The following is a 15,263-nucleotide window of genomic DNA, read 5'->3' as shown; positions in this document are numbered from 1 at the left end:
CGACGGCGCCAGCAGAGGAGCCGTCGCCGGCAGAGGGGGAAGCGATGACGAACGCCGGTCTCGTCCATCAGGTGAGGATGCTGCGGGCGGGGGTGGGCGATCCGGCCGTGATGCTCGCTCAGTTCCGGCTGAGCGCACTCCTGGTGCCACGATGGGGGGAGGAGTCCGTATGGACTGCCGACGGAGACGGTCTACGGTGGATCCTCGCCTTCACATCAGAGGCCGAACTGGCCACCTTCGCACAGGCGAAAGGCCTTCCGGTCGAAGGGTTTCCCTATATAACGGTCCTGGGCTCACGGCTGCTGGACGTAGCAGTGCCGGAACTGGGAAGGCCCGGTGGGATCGCACTGGACGTGACGGGTGCCGAGCCGATGCTCTTCCCTCCGATGAGAGGCGTCGTGCCGGACATCGCGGCCATCGACGGGCCACCGATGACGACAAGGGGGATTGATGGCCGCGTTCGGGGTTGATCCGCAAGCGCTGAAGCTCGCCGAGGAGGGTATCAATGGGGCGATCGCGGAGCTACAGGGATTGGGGATCGCCGGCCTCGCGGAATCGGGCCGCGGCTTCTCCGAGCTGGAGCTGACCGGCACGGAGGCAGGCCACCCCGACCTCCACACCGTCTTCACGGCCTTCTGCGAACGCTGGTCCTGGGGCGTTCGGGCACTGCTCCAGGATGGCTCCGAACTCGCGATGAAGCTAGGGCTCTCGGCGGGCTTCTACCACGAGCAGGAACGCTACGCGAACGGGCTGTTGAAGAACGTCGTCGCAGCGAGCATCGGCAATCCCCACCAGACCGAGGAGCAGATCGAGGGCAAGTCCTGGAACCAGATCTGGGGCGACAACCACTACACCCAGCTGACCAACCCGGACTTCTCGCCACAATCCGCGGACAAGGCCCTCGACGGGATCGAGAAGTCCTGGAAGGACATCGCGAAGGAGAAGCTCGAAGGCCCCTTCGGGATCAACAAGAAGATCGCCGAAGCCTCGGCGGGTGACCACTGATGGGCCTGCACTTCAGCATCACCGACGCGGTCGATGCCGCCGGCAACTTCGTCGACGCCAATCTCAAGGCCGGGGCGAAGGTCGTACAGAAGGGCTCCCACCTGGTCGGGGGCGCGCTGAACGGCGTCGGGCTCCACGGCGCCGCGCAGGACGTGAACGGCTGGGGCGACGGGGTCGCGGACGAGGCCGGGTTGAAAGTCCGCGAACGGAGCCTGGACCAGAGCGACGACCCCAAGGAGCTCGTGCACGGTGACGCCAAGAGGATCAACGAGGCCGCCGCGCACCTGAAGAAGTTCCATGACGCCTTCGAGAAGACCGGCACCGGTCTGACCCGAATCGACCACGACCACTGGACCGGACCGGCAGCGGAGGCGTTCCAGAAGATCTTCGACCCGCAGCCCAAACGGTGGCTGGCCGCAGCCGATGCCTGCGGCCAGGCCGCCGCCGCGCTGGAGGCCTTCGCCCACACCGTCGTATGGGCCCAGGGCGAGGCCGGAGAGGCCGCACGTCTCTGGAAGGAGGCGAAGAAGAAGCACGACTCGGCGGTAAAGGCCGCCATGCAAGCGGCCCTCACCTATGACCTTCAGGTCAAGGCCTACAACGCCACCCCGGCCGACCAGCGTCCCGCGAGCCCGCCCACCAAGCCCGGCGAGTTCCGCAGCCCCGCAGAGGAATCGTTCCGGCAGGCCGAGGAGAAGCTCAACGCCGCACGCACACAAAGGGATTCCGCGGCGCGGACCGCCGCCACGGCGATCTCGGCCGCCACCCGGTCGGCCCCGCCCATGCCGAGCCGAACGGAGATTCTCAAGGCGAATGTGAAGGACGGGATCGCCGCCGCGCCGGTGTCGCTCCTCCACTTCACCGGAGGCGCGGTCAAGAGCGGGACCGATCTCATCAAGCTCGGCCGGTCGCTGAACTTCTTCGACCCGTACAACCTCTCCCACCCCAGCCAGTACCTCCAGGGCCTGTCCACGACGACCGCGGGTCTGATCCAGGCCGGGGACCACCCGGCCGACCTGCTGAAGGGTCTGGTGGGCAGCGGCTGGGGCAGCGACCCCTCCGAGGCCGGCGGCCGCCTCACCGGCAACCTCCTCCTCGGCGGCGGAACCGGCGGCACCGGAGCCGCCGCCTCGATCGCCGAGCGCGAGGCCGCAGCCGCAGCCAGGGCCGCGGCCGAGAAGGCGGCCCGCGAAGCCGCAGAGCAGGCCGCGAAGGAGGCCGCCGAGAAGGCGGCCAAGGAAGCGGCGACGAAAGCCGCGAAGGCGGCGGCGGACAAGGCCTCCAAGGAGGCTGCCGAGAAGGCGCTCGAGGAAGCCGCCAAGAAGGCAGCCGCGGTCAAACCCGTCCTGCCGCCGCCGACGAATCTGGCCGGTCTCCCCGAGGGCTGGACCCTCAAGGCCCCGCCCCACCCTCCGGCCGACACCTTCACCACCGGCCCCGTCAAGGTGCCGCCACAACAGGTCCCGCACCCCGAGCCCATACCGCCACACGCGGAGCCCGCTGGGACACCCCCCGCTTCACACCCCGCGGATGCCGTGCCGACCAGGCCCGGCGATCCTGCCCCGAACAGCGGCGTCCAGGCCGATCCGGTGCGGAGCGACGCACCACCGCTTTCGACCGAAGACTTCAACAGGCTCGATCTCTCCGACAAGATCAAGGTCGCCGAGGCGGAAACGTCGAGAAATGCCAAGACCTTCGAGAACGACGCGGCGGCAGCGAGGTACGGCGCCGACGAGTGGAACGACTATGCCGTGACCCTGCCCGAGCCACAGCGGAGAGCCGTCCACGACTACACCTGCGAACCGAATGCCACCACCGGGCCGACCTACCACGAGCTCAACGGCTACCTCCGCTCCGGAAACGGCGAGACTCCCGAAATCCTGCAGCACATCGCCGAGATCGACAAAGCGCTGGCAGGGCACCCGACCCCGGAGGCCGTCATGGTCAGTCGTGGGACAAACCTTTACCACATCCCCATGGACCCCTCCCAGATGGTCGGAAATATCTTCACCGAAAATGCTTTCACTTCAAGCTCCCTGGGCACGGCCGCTTTTGCCGACAAGCAGGCCGTGCTTCACCTTCGGGTCCCCGAGGGCACACCGGCGCTGTGGGTTGAGAAAGTATCCTTCTACGGCATGGGGGAACGGGAGGTCCTCCTGGAGCGAGGCCTGAGATGGCGTGCCGATCGTGTTTTCATGGACGACAATGGTCAGTGGCAGATCTATGGGGATATCAATCCCTGATTGAGAGAAAATTCACCGTGGACCGTGACCGGGAAAACCCTCGCCTTCGCGAGGACATGCAGTTCGAGGTGATCGACGGGCCGGTCGACTATGCGTACCGGACCGACAAGCCTGTCGAATACATGACGATCGCCAACGAAACCAGCGGAGTGCTCGGCTATCTCTGGGCATCCGACGCGGACGACGCGGCCGGCTGGGTGGGGCGGCCCGCCGTTGCGGTCGAGGCATCGAACAGTGCCGGATACTGGCTGATCAGGATGCGTGCGGCCAAGGCGCGCGACCTGCCCCCTTCGCAAGCCCTGGCGGAACTGTCAGACGACCGGCCCGGTGGGCAGATCGGATTCGTCGTGCCGGGTTCACGGTCGAGGGCCGAGTCGGTCGGTGACCTGCGGGAGAAGGCCCAGGAGGGGTGGCAGCCCCCGGCCCGCACCGCGCCTTCACCACGCGGCCGCGGCTGAGCGGCTTCGGGTGGCGGCTCCTTCTCCGGGGGTCGCCACCCGGCCAACAGCATGTTTCAGCACTGGCTCCGGGCCATCCCCATGACGCGTCCCAGATCACGCAGCGGGAAGCAGAGCGAAGTCGCACTGGCGGGGTTGAGCCGGATGTCGAGGTCGTGGAACGCGGTGGCCACGCTGCGGCCGGACATGGGCACGGTGTCCGCCCAATGGCTCGGGACGTGGTCCTGCGAGGTACAGGCGTCCAGGCCGTCCCTTCCGTTCGCTCCGGGTGTCACCAGTGGTTCGCCGGTTCCAGCATCGGGACAGACCAACACGTCGGCTTCCAGCAGTGCGGTCAGGAGGTCCAACGGGTCCCCCGTACCGGAGGCGAGCCGGCTCAGTGCCGCCTCGACGACTGTCGGAATCCGCTGCCCCATCTGCGTGCTGCCGGCCTGAGCCCCGAGACGGCCGCGCGCACGGAGGAGACGCGCACGGACCGCCGGATCCGGTTCATCGATGAGAGCGGGTCCGGCAAGACGCCAGGCGGTCGCGACCGGTTCGGACGACGTCGAGAGCGCGGTCGTCACGGCCACGGGGTCGGCGTGGGTCAGCAACTCGAAGTCGTCGAGCACTTCTCCGGCGAGGCCCGCAAGGACCGCCTGGCGCAGGACGAGGCCGAGGTCTTCGGGGTCGGCACGAGTGAAGTCGGGTGAGCTGTCGGGGAGTCGGGGGATCGTGTCGGCCAGGGCACGGGCCAGTCGTGCCGGGTCGGCGGGGACGGCCTCGGCCGTGACCGTGTCCCGCAGCGGACCGGGCGGCAGCCACCACGCCTTGCCGTCGGCCTGGTCCGGCGGCAGGATCCGGGCCGCGGCCACGGCGGCTTCCGTTCCCGCCGCGGCCGACCACTGTGCCAGGGTGAGCGGCTGGACCGCAGCCGCGAGCACACCGAGTGCGGAGCGCGCCAGGTCGCCCGCCGCGGCCCACCAGGCTGCGTGGACACCGCCGCTCCGTGCGCCCGGCGCGTCGGCCGCGATGCCGAGGGCGAGCAGCGCCGAGCCGGGGCTGGGGTAGACGTCGGCTGCCTCGAATGGTGACGGTCCGCGTTGCCTCCCGTACCAGAGGTCGAAGTGGCCGGGGTCGGTCCACTCGGGCTTGGTGAGGTCCAGCACCGCGGCCGCGGGACCGGGATCCCACAGGCCGTCCGTGCCCTCGGCGACCAGCCGCAGGTTCGGGTCCTCCAACAAACGCCCCAGCACCCCGGCGGCGATGGCCCCGGGTTCGGCCGAGCGGTCCAGGTCCCGGAGGAAGAGCAGCCTCGGGTAGGGGTTCTCCCCCAGCACCCGCACGAGTTCGGCCGGTCCCCGTGCCGTGACGCCGAGCCGGGCGGCCAGCCGCCAGACCACGGACTCCGCCGTCATGCCCGCCAACGAGAACGCCGCGTCGGGCCGGCGGGCGGGCGGGCCGCCGGGGGTAGCGCAGGCTTCCCCGAGCCAGGTCAGCAGGTGGGACTTGCCGATGCCCGGCGGCCCCGAGAGCACACAGAGCCGCGGGGCCTTCGGATCGTCGAGCAGGTCGAGCAGCGCCAGTCCGGCGGGCTTCCGCCCGGCGGCCGGCGGCGGCGGCCGGCGTCCCGCATCGCTCATGGTTCCCCCGATTCCCCGCCTCGTGTCGGCGAGGAGTCTACGCGGCGCCGGCCGCCTCCTGGCGGAGCGTCAGGGGCCCTCGATGCGGGTGACGACGAGTTCGCACAGTTCGTGGGTGCGCAGGGCGTCGTGGGCGTCGAGGGTCCTGGCGGTGCGGACGGCGGTGAGGAAGGCCTGGACGACCTGCTCGATGCCGCGCTGGCGGGCCACCGAGACCCAGTCGCCGCGGCGGCGGGTGGTGGGCTGGCCGCGGTGGTCGACGACCTCGGCGAGGTTGCGGACCTCGCGCTTGGAGTCGGCGCCGGAGACCTCCAGGATCTCCTCCGTCGATCCGGAGCGGCGGTTCATGATGCCGAGGGCCGTGAAGCCGTCCCCGGCGAGGGTGAGGGCGACGTGCTCCACCAGGCCGTCGCGCACCCGGGCGCGGACGTCGACGTGCTCGATCTCGCCGGGGGCCAGGAAGCGCAGGGTGTCGACGACGTGGATGAAGTCGTCGTAGACCAGGGTGCGCGCGGTCTCCGGCAGGCCCTCGCGGTTCTTCTGCAGGACGATGAGGTCCCGCGGCCGCTCCAGGGCCTGGGCGTAGCCGGGGGCGTGGCGGCGGTTGAAGCCGACGGCCAGCGAGCGGCCGGTACGGTCGGCGAGGGCGACCAGGTGGCGGGCGCCGTCGAGGGTGTGGTCGAGCGGCTTGTCCACGTAGACGTCGACGCCCGCCGTGAGCAGCTGCTCGACGATCGGCACGTGCTGGGCGGTGGAGGCGTGCACGAAGGCCGCCCGGATGCCGCTGTCGATCAGCCGGCCGAGATCGGTGAAGCGGTGCCGGGGCTCGATCCGGTACGCCTCGCCGATCCGGTCCAGCTTGGCGCCGTCGCGGGTCATCAGCCGCAGGTCCAGGCCGGGCAGCGTGCCGAGCACGGGCAGGTAGGCCTTCTGCGCGATGTCACCGAGCCCGATCACCCCGACCGGGATCGGGGTGCCGGGAACAGCGGACGGACTCATCGGATCTCCACGGGTACGCGGGCGGGTGTCACCCCCACCCTATGCACCGGGCCCGACGGGGGTGGAGTGCAGCCAGGAGACCTTGTCGTGGAGGTCGTCCTCGGTGAGCGGGCTCAGCATCGCGTTGCGGGCCCGGGCCTCCTCCCCGGCGGGGTGGTAGAGCGTGTCGCCCATCTCCCGGGCGAGCAGCTGGACGCGCCCGGCGCGTTCGCGGCGGGCCTCGACGTACTTCTCCAGACGGCCCGTCACATCGTCGGACGGCGCGTGCGCCAGGAGGTCGCCGAGGACGACGGCGTCCTCCAGGGCCTGGCAGGCGCCCTGGGCGGCGTACTGGAGCATCGGGTGGGCGGCGTCGCCCATCAGCGTCACCCGGCCGCGGCTCCAGTCGTCGACCGGGTCGCGGTCGCACAGGACCCACTCGCGCCAGTCCTCGCCCAGCCGCAGGAGCTCGGCCGGGGCCGGGTCGAGCTCGGGGAAGCGGGACAGCACGGTGTCGCGCTCGGTCGGACGGCCCGCGACGGCCTCGGTGGCGCCGTCGTCCAGCACCGCGGCGAGGTTGAGCTGCTCCCCGCCCGCGACGGGGTAGTGGACGATGTGCCAGCCGGGGCCGGCCCACAGGGTCACCGCGTTGCGGCGCAGCCGGGACGGCACCCGCTCCATCGGGACCAGGGTGCGGTAGATGGTGTGGCCGCAGGGCCGCAGCGGTCCGTCGTCCAGCAGTTGCGCGCGGACGGTCGAGCGGATGCCGTCGGCGCCCACCAGCAGGTCGCCGGTGAAGGTCCGGCCGTCCGCGGTGGTGACGCTCACGCCGTCCGCGTCCTGGGTGAACCGCTGCACCGGGGCGCCCGGCACGAGTTCGACGTCGCCGCTCTCCCGGCAGGCCGCGAGCAGCGGGTTGTGCAGGTCGCGCCGGTGGACGACGGCGTACGGGCCGCCGAAGCGCTCCCGGTAGCGCTCGCCGACCGGCATGGCGACGAGCGGGCTGCCGTCGAGCGCGTCCATCAGGCGCAGTTCGTCGACGTGGACGGCGCGCTCGCGGACGGCGGCGCCGACGCCCAGCAGGTCCAGGGCGTGGAAGCCGTTCGGTGCGATCTGGACGCCGGCGCCGACTTCGGTGAAGACGTCCTGGCGCTCCAGGACGGTGACGCGGTGGCCGCCGTTGGCGAGGGCCAGGGCCGTGGCCAGGCCGCCGATGCCGCCACCGGCGACGAGTGCGTGAAGCATGTGGTTCCCCCGTGGGTCGTTCCCCCAAGTCATGAGCAGCTTATGTGCCTGCGTGCCGCAAGCGGAAGGTTTGCCGCCGTTCGGATCGCACTGCTGTGACGGCTGGTTCGGGCGCCGCCCCGGGAGGCGGGCGAACGGTTCCGGGACGTCACCGGTGGTGTCCACGCGCACCACCGGGAGCGGTGTGAACGGGCGGACGGGGGACGGGGGACGGACGCGGACCGCCGGGGCCGCGTCCGGTGGGAGGCGCGGCCCCGGCGGTCACCGGCGGCGAGGACGGGGGCTACGGGCAGAGCTGATGGGTCGTGGGGACGCACTCGGGGTCGGTCGGGTCGATCGGGCCGGTTCCTCCGCCGGGGCGGTAGTTGGACCACCACAGCGGGGTGCTGCCGTAGTAGACGACCAGGTTCCCGCCGTTCTGGATGGCGAGGTAGGCGCCGGGGTGGCGGCCGGTGCGGCTCTCCCAGAGGGGGCGCCAGGCGGCGTCGTACGCGGTGAGGTTGCCGTCGTCCTGGACGTAGAAGTAGGTGCCGACCCCGTAGGTGCCCACGGCGGTCCAGATCGCGGCGCCGTTCTTGTAGAGGACGACGTGCCCGTCGTACTGCTGGTACAGGACGGTGCTGCCGTCGGGCGAGGACCAGCTCTGGCCTCGGCTCAGGCCGGCCGTGGCCCGGATGACCGTCTGGTTCGCGTCGGAGGCGGGGGCCGCAGCGGCGGGCGCCGCGGCGGCCGGGGCTGCGGCCGACGCGGCCGGGGCGGGGGCGCCGTCGGCGGCCTGGGCGGGACCGCCCAGCAGCCCGGTCGCCATCAGTACGGCGCCCAGCGCGACGCCGGCGCGTGGAACGAGGGAACGCGCGATCCTCATGACGGACACTCTCCTCAAGTCACTTCTCCGGATGGCCTGTTGCCTCGGAGAGTCTCACCGGGCGGGCGATGGCCGGGCAAAGCCCTTCGACCCACCCCGAAAACGGGCACACCGTCAGCCGGCCCCGCCCGCGTCCGTGCCCGCGCCCGGGCGGCGCAGCAGGTAGAGGCCGGAGGCGGCGGCGAGCACGGCCATGCAGCCGGCGAAGACCAGGCCCGCCTCGGACAGGCCGAGGGGTCCGGCGAGCAGGCCGATGCCGATGACGGGGATCGAGATGCCGAAGTAGGCGACGACGAAGAGCGCGGAGAGCGCGCCGCCCCGGTGCTCGGCGGGGGCCGCGGCGGCGATCTCGCCGACCGCGCCGCGCAGGCCCATGCCCTGCCCGGACCCGCCCACCAGGGCGGCCAGCACCAGCGGCGGCAGGGTGTTCCAGGCGAGCGCGGCGGCCAGCAGGGCGAGCCCGGCGATCAGCACCAGGCAGCCCAGCGGGATGGCCCGGGCGGTGCCCAGCCGGGGCACCACGAGTTGCCCGAGGGTGGAGCCCAGGAAGGCCGTGAAGACGATGAGGCCGGTGACCGCGTGGTTGTGGACGTCCAGGTCCTCCGCGAGGAAGGCGGGGCTGACCGAGGTGAAGACGCCCAGCAGCGAGAACCCCGCGAAGGCGGCGAGGCCCGCCGGGACGAAGACCCCCCGGACCTGCGGCGGCAGCGAGGGCCGCCGCGGCCGGGCGGTGCGCAGCGGCCGGGCGCCCTCGACGGTCTCCGGCAGGAACCAGGTGACGGCGAAGGAGGCGGCGAGCAGCACCAGGTGCACGGCGAACGGCAGGACCAGGGGGTTCGGCGCGTACTCGGCGAGCAGGCCCGACAGCAGCGGGCCGCAGCCCAGGCCGCCCATGTTGGCGGCGGTCGCGGCGAACGCGGCGCGGGCCCGGTGGCCGGGCGGGGCGAGTTCCAGCACGTAGGCGGTGGCGGTGCCGGTGAACAGGCCGGCCGAGAAGCCGGAGAGCAGCCGGCCCAGGCAGAGCAGCGGCAGTCCGCCCTCGGCCAGGAAGGCGACGGCGCTGGCCGCCGCGCAGGCCAGTCCGCAGAGCAGCACGGGCCGGCGTCCGACGGTGTCGGAGACGTTGCCGACGAGCAGCAGGACGCCGATGACTCCGAAGGCGTAGACGGCGAACACGACGGTGACCATCAGCTCGGAGAAGCCGATCTCCTCCTGGTAGAGGCCGTAGAGCGGGGTGGGCAGGGTGGTGCCCGCCATGCAGACGGCGAAGGCGGCGGCGGCCCCGAGGTAGGCCGGGCCGGGCACGGCGGGCGGCCGCCCGGTCGGACGATCGGTCACCAGCCCACCGTAGGCGCGCGGCCCGGCCGGGGGCGGGCCGGCGGCGGCGGGCTGCGCCGAATGGCCGCGCGGGTCCGGTACGGCGCGGGCGCACCGCCCGTGCGCGGCCCGGTTTCCCGAGCGGCCGGTGCGGGCGCTCGCACGTACAGTGGGGTTCCACGACGCGTTCGCCCACCGCACCGCGGTCAAGCGGATACGCGGGGTGAGCCCTTCGCCCTGGTGGCGGCGCAGCGCCGGACGGCACGCGCAACCGAGCGTGATCCGGGCAGGCGCCGCCCGAGAGGTGCATCATGCGCAGAAGAATGATCATCATGGCAGGCGTCCCGGTGATGGCCGGGGCGCTGGCACTGTCCCCGCTCGCGCACGCGGGCGCCGTCGCGGCGGACAGACCCACCTACACCATCGGCTTCCAGGGGCCGCTGACCGGGCCCAACGCCCAGCTCGGGATCAACATCGACTGGGGCGTCAAGCTCGCCGTCCAGCAGGCGAACGAAGAGGGCGACCTGCCGTTCACGCTCAAGGTCAAGGAGGCCGACGACCAGGGTGATCCCGCCAAGGGACCGACCGCGGCCCAGCAGCTCATCGGGGACAGCAGCGTGGTCGGCGTGGTCGGGCCCACCTTCTCCGGCGCCACCAAGGCCGCCGAGCCGCTGTTCACCCAGGCGAACCTCGCCTCGGTCAGCGCGTCGGCGACCGCCTCGGCGCTCACCGATCCGGCCAACGGCTTCAAGACCTTCTTCCGGGTCGTCCCGCCCGACTCCGCGCAGGGCGTCGCGGCCGCCGACTACCTCACCAAGGTGCTCCAGGTGAAGTCGGTCTACCTGCTCGACGACAAGTCCGACTACGGGGTCGGCCTCGCCGGGAACATCAGGGACCGGCTGACGGCCAACGGCGCGCAGGTGACCGGCGACAGCGTCGCCGCCGGGACCAACGACTACTCGGCGGTCGCCGTCAAGATCGCCAACTCCGGTGCGCAGGCGGTCTATTACACCGGCTACTACGCCGACGCGGCCCCGCTCGCCAAGGCCCTGAAGAACACCTCGTTCACCGGCAGGGCGATGTCCGACGACGGCACCAACGACCCCAAGTTCATCCAGCTCGCCGGCCCCGCCAGCGAGGGCTGGCAGATGACCTGTGCGTGCCTGTCGGCGGCGGCCTCCGCCGATCCGGCGGCCAAACAGTTCGTCGAGGACTACACCGCCCTCGCCCATCAGCCCCCGGGCACCTACTCGCCGGAGGGCTACGACGCCACCAACGCCCTCATCCAGGTGATGAGGGCGCTGGGCACCGACGTCGACCGCCAGAAGGTCGTCGAGGGCCTGCGCACCGTGGACCACAAGGGCCTCAGCAAGGAGATCAGGTTCCAGCCCAACGGCGAGGTCACCGAGAAGGGCGTCTACGTCTACGAGGTCAGGAACGGCCGGATCGCCGCGCTCGGCACCGTCGACAAGCTGATCGCCGGATGACCCGCGCTCTCCCATGTGCCTCACCGACCACTTCTGGCAGTTCCTGGTTCCCGGGATCACCCTGGGCGCGCTCTACGCGCTGATCGCCATCGGCTACACGCTGGTGTACGGCGTGCTCCAGCTGATCAACTTCGCGCACAGCGAGGTGTTCATGACCGGCGGCTTCGCCGGCCTGTTCATCGCCCAGGCGCTCGCCGCCCCGGGAACCACGCCGCACGGCGCGCAGTCCGTCCTGTTCACGCTGGCCGGGCTGCTCGGCGGCGCGGCGTTCGGGGCCGTCGTCGCCTTCCTGCTGGAGCGCGTCGCCTACCGTCCGCTGCGACGGCGCGGCGCGCCCCGGCTGGTCTACCTGATCACCGCGATCGGCGCCTCGCTGTTCCTGTTCAACCTCGCCGGGAAGCTGTTCGGCCGCGACCGCACCGACGTGCCCGCGCTCTACTCCAACCGCGTGGTGTTCACCCTGTTCGGCGCGCAGGTCCGGGTCCAGCAGCTGGTGATCGTCGGCACCGCCGTCGTCATGATGCTGCTGCTCGACCGGGTGGTGAACCGCACCAGGCTGGGCTCGGGCATCCGCGCCGTCGCCCAGGACGCGCAGACCGCCAGTCTGATGGGCGTCAATATCGACCGCGTCGTCTCGCAGACCTTCGTGATCGGCGGGCTGCTCGGCGGCGCCGCCGGCTTCCTGTTCGGCACCTACCTCAACGTGCACTACCAGATGGGCTTCCTGCCCGGCATCAAGGCGTTCGCGGCGGCGGTGCTCGGCGGGATCGGCAACATCCGCGGCGCCATGATCGGCGGCCTGCTGCTCGGCGTGGTGGAGAGCGTCAGCCAGTCCTGCATGTCCAGCCAGTGGATCGACGTCGTCGCCTTCGTGGTGCTGATCCTGGTGCTGATGTTCCGCCCGACCGGCATCCTCGGCCGGGGCCTGGGGCGGGCGGCGTGAGCGGCGGCGCGACCCCCGTCCCCGCCGCGCGGCGCCGGCGGCGGGTCCCCGCGCCGCTGGTGCGGCTGGGCGGCTGGCTGGCCGCCGGGGTGCTGCTGACCGTGCTCACCTCGACCGCCCAGGGCACGCCCACCGACCACCTGCTGGTGCTGCGCGAGTCGCTCGGTTCGGCCGCCCTGGTCCGGTGGTCGGCCGCCGCGGTCGCGGTGTGGGCGCTGCTGGAGGTCTGGCGCGCCCGCGGCCTCGGCCCGGACCTCGCCCGGCGCACCACGGGCGTGCGGGCCGGCTGGCGGCGGATCGCCGAACGGCGGCTCACCCGACGGCTGTTCCTGCTCGCCGCGGCGGTCGCGGCGATCGTCCTGCCGCGGTTCGCCGGGGAGTTCTACCAGCGCGTCCTGGTCGACCAGGTCGCGGTCTTCGTGCTGCTCGCCGTCGGCCTCAACGTGGTGGTCGGCTGGGCCGGCCTGCTGGACCTCGGCTATGTGGCCTTCTTCGCGATCGGCGCCTACACCTGCGCCTTCTTCACCCGGGCGCTGCCGGTGAAGCCGCCGTTCGCCCTCAACCCCTTCGTCGTCCTGCCGGTCGCCGTCGTGGTCTGCCTGCTCGCCGGGCTGCTGCTCGGCGCGCCGACGCTGCGGCTGCGCGGCGACTACCTGGCCATCGTGACCCTCGCCTTCCACGGGATCGTCCAGCTGTTCCTGGTCAACAAGGACACCTGGACCGGCGGCAACCAGGGCGCGGGCGGCATCCCGCACTTCTCCGTGCACGTCGACGGCGTGCACTACGCCTGGGGCCTGGACTCGCTGCCGTACTGGTACCTCTTCATCGGCATGCTGACCGTCGTGCTGCTGCTGTTCTCCCGGCTGGAGCACTCCAAGGTCGGCCGCGCCTGGACCGCCGTGCGCGAGGACGAGGTCGCCGCGGCCGCCACCGGCGTGCCCACCGTCCGGTACAAGCTGATGGCCTTCGCGATCGGCGCCTCGGTCTCCGGCCTGTCCGGCGTCCTCTACGCCTCCCGGATCGGCTACATCAACCCGGCCAGCTTCCCGATCGTGCTGTCGATCAGCGTGCTGTCGTACGTGATCTTCGGCGGCATGGGCTCGCTGATCGGGGTGGTGGTCGGCGCGGCGCTGCTGACCTTCCTGCCCGCCGTCTTCCAGCAGCAGGAACTCGTCCGCCAGGAGGACATCCCGATCTGGATCGGCGGGATCCTGGTGGTGATGATGATCTTCCGGTCGCAGGGGCTGATCCCCTCGCGCCGCCGCCGGCGCGAGCTCGGCCTGGCCGCCCAGGGCATCGCGGACGCCGACGCGATGTCCGAGAGCCCCGAGGGCAGGTCGCCGTGACGGACGGCCCGCCCGCCGGCGCACCAGACGGCCCGCTGCTCGCCGTCCGCGGGGTCACCCTGCGGTTCGGCGGCCTGACCAGCCTCAACCGGGTCGACCTCACCGCCGGCCGGGGCGAGATCCTCGCCGTCATCGGGCCCAACGGCGCCGGGAAGACCTCGCTGTTCAACTGCCTGACCGGCGTCTGCACCCCCCAGGAGGGCACCATCGCGTTCGCCCCGCCCGGCGCCGGGCACCCCGTCCATCTGGTCGGCGGCCCGGCGCGCCGACGGCGCGGCCGCAAGCCCCACGTGGTGAACCGGGCCGGCATCGCCCGCACCTTCCAGAACATCCGGCTGTTCGCCGCCCTGTCCGCCTACGAGAACGTCAAGGTCGCCGCCGAGACCAGACAGCGCACCGGCCCGCTCGCCGCCATGCTGCGGCTGCCGCGCGCCCGCGCCAACGAGCGCTCCAGTGACGCCGCCACCGCCGCCCTGCTGGACTTCACCGGGCTGCGCGCGGTCGCCGACGAGACGGCCTCCGCGCTCCCGTACGGCGTCCAGCGGCGGCTGGAGATCGCCCGCGCACTCGCCACCGAACCGGCGCTGCTGCTGCTGGACGAGCCCGCGGCGGGCACCAACCCGACCGAGAAGCGCGAACTGGAGCGGCTGATCCGGCGGATCAACGGCGAACTCGGGGTGACGGTGCTGCTGATCGAGCACGACATGCGGCTGGTGATGTCGGTGGCGGACCGGGTGACGGTGCTCAACTTCGGCCGGGTGATCGCCGAGGGGCGGCCCGCCGAGGTGCAGCGCGACCCGGCGGTGGTCCAGGCGTACCTGGGCACCGCCGGGCCGCAGGAGGAGCCGTGACCGGGGCCGACCGGCCGGCGCCGGAGGAAGGGCCGGCGCCGCTGCTGGAGCTGCGCGGCCTGCACGTGGCCTACGGCGCGATCGAGGCGTTGAAGGGCGTCGACCTGGTGGTCCGGGAGGGCGAGGTGGTCACCCTGCTGGGCGCCAACGGGGCCGGCAAGACCACCACCCTCCAGGCGGTGTCCGGCCTGCTGCGGCCCAGGGCGGGCGAGATCCGCTTCCGCGGCGCCCGGGTGGACGGCGTCCCGCCGCACGAGGTGGTCGGCCTCGGGATCGGGCACGCGCCCGAGGGGCGGCGGGTGTTTCCCGCGATGACCGTCCGGGAGAACCTCGACATGGGCGCGTACCGCTTCCGCCGCACCCCGAAGGAGGACCTCGACCGGGTCCTCGGCCTGTTCCCGGTGCTGGCCGAGCGGCGCGGGCAGGAGGCCGGCACGCTGTCCGGCGGCGAGCAGCAGATGCTCGCCATCGGGCGCGCGCTGATGGGCCGGCCCGCACTGCTGCTGCTGGACGAGCCGTCGATGGGCCTGGCCCCGTTGGTCGTCACGCAGATCTTCGACATCGTCCGGGAGATCAACGGCCAGGGGACGACCGTCCTGCTGGTCGAGCAGAACGCCGCCCAGGCGCTCAGGCTCGCCGACCGGGGCTACGTCCTGGAGACCGGCTCGATCGTGATGAGCGCCCCGGCGGCCGAGCTGCTGGACGATCCCCGGGTGCGGGCCGCCTATCTGGGCGAGACGGCGGACTGAGCGGTCCGCCCCCTCACGGCCCGGGTCACCGGCGCGGGGGCGGGCCCCGGCCCGGGCAGCGGTCCCGGGTGCGGGTGCGGGCGCGGGTCCGGACGGGGCGCGGGCGGGGGCAGCGGATCGGGTTCCGGCTGCGGCGGGGCGGGCGGCACGGGGT

The 15,263-nt window shown here is 72.4% G+C and carries 14 protein-coding genes; 9 read left to right on the top strand and 5 right to left on the bottom strand.

Going from position 1 to position 15,263, the window contains the following annotated elements:
• Positions 1–44: 44 nt before the first annotated feature.
• Genes ACFZBX_RS28895 through ACFZBX_RS28880 form a run of 4 tightly spaced genes read left to right on the top strand, consistent with a single transcriptional unit; the run spans position 45 to position 3,706 of the window.
• Positions 45–470 (top strand): hypothetical protein, encoded by a 426-nt coding sequence (locus ACFZBX_RS28895; protein WP_391536741.1) that lies wholly within the window; start codon positions 45–47, stop codon positions 468–470.
• A complete protein-coding gene (locus ACFZBX_RS28890) occupies positions 451–1,005 on the top strand; it encodes a hypothetical protein (RefSeq protein ID WP_391536740.1) in 555 nt (184 codons plus the stop codon). The genes ACFZBX_RS28895 and ACFZBX_RS28890 overlap by 20 nt, the downstream gene beginning before the upstream one ends.
• A complete protein-coding gene (locus tag ACFZBX_RS28885) occupies positions 1,005–3,248 on the top strand; it encodes a putative T7SS-secreted protein (RefSeq protein ID WP_391536739.1) in 2,244 nt (747 codons plus the stop codon). Before ACFZBX_RS28890 ends, ACFZBX_RS28885 begins: the two co-directional genes overlap by 1 nt.
• Before the next feature lie 17 nt (positions 3,249–3,265).
• Positions 3,266–3,706, top strand: coding sequence for a hypothetical protein (locus ACFZBX_RS28880; RefSeq protein WP_391536738.1), 441 nt, complete (start codon positions 3,266–3,268; stop codon positions 3,704–3,706).
• 56 nt (positions 3,707–3,762) lie between these two features.
• On the opposite strand, the gene ACFZBX_RS28875 is transcribed toward ACFZBX_RS28880, so the two are convergent.
• From ACFZBX_RS28875 to ACFZBX_RS28855, 5 genes are all read right to left on the bottom strand, one after another.
• Entirely contained in the window at positions 3,763–5,328 is a 1,566-nt protein-coding gene (locus ACFZBX_RS28875) for a hypothetical protein (protein WP_391536737.1), read from the bottom strand.
• 69 nt (positions 5,329–5,397) lie between these two features.
• Entirely contained in the window at positions 5,398–6,297 is a 900-nt protein-coding gene (locus ACFZBX_RS28870) for a Gfo/Idh/MocA family protein (RefSeq protein WP_391536816.1), read from the bottom strand.
• 69 nt (positions 6,298–6,366) lie between these two features.
• Positions 6,367–7,551, bottom strand: a complete 1,185-nt coding sequence (locus tag ACFZBX_RS28865) for a 3-hydroxybenzoate 6-monooxygenase (protein ID WP_391536736.1) — start codon at positions 7,549–7,551, stop codon at positions 6,367–6,369.
• A gap of 283 nt (positions 7,552–7,834) precedes the next feature.
• A complete protein-coding gene (locus tag ACFZBX_RS28860; protein ID WP_391536735.1) occupies positions 7,835–8,416 on the bottom strand; it encodes a hypothetical protein in 582 nt (193 codons plus the stop codon).
• Between the two features lie 114 nt (positions 8,417–8,530).
• Positions 8,531–9,673 (bottom strand): MFS transporter, encoded by a 1,143-nt coding sequence (locus tag ACFZBX_RS28855; RefSeq protein WP_391536815.1) that lies wholly within the window; start codon positions 9,671–9,673, stop codon positions 8,531–8,533.
• Positions 9,674–10,065: 392 nt separating this feature from the next.
• On the opposite strand from ACFZBX_RS28855, the gene ACFZBX_RS28850 reads away from it, so the two are divergent.
• From ACFZBX_RS28850 to ACFZBX_RS28830, 5 genes are read left to right on the top strand one after another with little or no spacing between them, the layout of a single operon-like run.
• Positions 10,066–11,220: a branched-chain amino acid ABC transporter substrate-binding protein gene (locus tag ACFZBX_RS28850; RefSeq protein WP_391536734.1), complete on the top strand. Its 1,155-nt coding sequence runs from the start codon at positions 10,066–10,068 to the stop codon at positions 11,218–11,220.
• Between the two features lie 13 nt (positions 11,221–11,233).
• Complete coding sequence (locus tag ACFZBX_RS28845) at positions 11,234–12,163, top strand: branched-chain amino acid ABC transporter permease (RefSeq protein ID WP_391536733.1); 930 nt, start codon at positions 11,234–11,236, stop codon at positions 12,161–12,163.
• On the top strand, positions 12,160–13,509 hold the full coding sequence (locus tag ACFZBX_RS28840; protein ID WP_391536732.1) for a branched-chain amino acid ABC transporter permease: 1,350 nt from the start codon (positions 12,160–12,162) through the stop codon (positions 13,507–13,509). Before ACFZBX_RS28845 ends, ACFZBX_RS28840 begins: the two co-directional genes overlap by 4 nt.
• Complete coding sequence (locus tag ACFZBX_RS28835) at positions 13,506–14,360, top strand: ABC transporter ATP-binding protein (protein ID WP_391536731.1); 855 nt, start codon at positions 13,506–13,508, stop codon at positions 14,358–14,360. Before ACFZBX_RS28840 ends, ACFZBX_RS28835 begins: the two co-directional genes overlap by 4 nt.
• The gene (locus ACFZBX_RS28830) at positions 14,357–15,109 is read left to right on the top strand and encodes an ABC transporter ATP-binding protein (protein ID WP_391536730.1); all 753 of its coding nucleotides are present in this window, start codon (positions 14,357–14,359) and stop codon (positions 15,107–15,109) included. The genes ACFZBX_RS28835 and ACFZBX_RS28830 overlap by 4 nt, the downstream gene beginning before the upstream one ends.
• The last annotated feature ends 154 nt before the right edge of the window (positions 15,110–15,263 follow it).

It is taken from the genome of Kitasatospora sp. NPDC008115 (assembly GCF_042957205.1).
GTDB lineage: Bacteria > Actinomycetota > Actinomycetes > Streptomycetales > Streptomycetaceae > Kitasatospora.
Note: the sequence above shows the minus strand (reverse complement) of the source record. Positions and strands in the feature narration are given on the sequence as shown.

Bases quoted from the DNA above. Each gene is read 5' to 3' on its own strand.
- ACFZBX_RS28845 (WP_391536733.1), top strand. From the start codon at position 11,234: ATGTGCCTCACCGACCACTTCTGGCAGTTCCTGGTTCCCGGGATCACC.
- ACFZBX_RS28850 (WP_391536734.1), top strand. From the start codon at position 10,066: ATGGCAGGCGTCCCGGTGATGGCCGGGGCGCTGGCACTGTCCCCGCTC.
- ACFZBX_RS28860 (WP_391536735.1), bottom strand. From the start codon at position 8,416: ATGAGGATCGCGCGTTCCCTCGTTCCACGCGCCGGCGTCGCGCTGGGC.
- ACFZBX_RS28855 (WP_391536815.1), bottom strand. From the start codon at position 9,673: ATGGCGGGCACCACCCTGCCCACCCCGCTCTACGGCCTCTACCAGGAG.
- ACFZBX_RS28890 (WP_391536740.1), top strand. From the start codon at position 451: ATGGCCGCGTTCGGGGTTGATCCGCAAGCGCTGAAGCTCGCCGAGGAG.
- ACFZBX_RS28885 (WP_391536739.1), top strand. From the start codon at position 1,005: ATGGGCCTGCACTTCAGCATCACCGACGCGGTCGATGCCGCCGGCAAC.
- ACFZBX_RS28895 (WP_391536741.1), top strand. From the start codon at position 45: ATGACGAACGCCGGTCTCGTCCATCAGGTGAGGATGCTGCGGGCGGGG.
- ACFZBX_RS28875 (WP_391536737.1), bottom strand. From the start codon at position 5,328: ATGAGCGATGCGGGACGCCGGCCGCCGCCGCCGGCCGCCGGGCGGAAG.
- ACFZBX_RS28865 (WP_391536736.1), bottom strand. From the start codon at position 7,551: ATGCTTCACGCACTCGTCGCCGGTGGCGGCATCGGCGGCCTGGCCACG.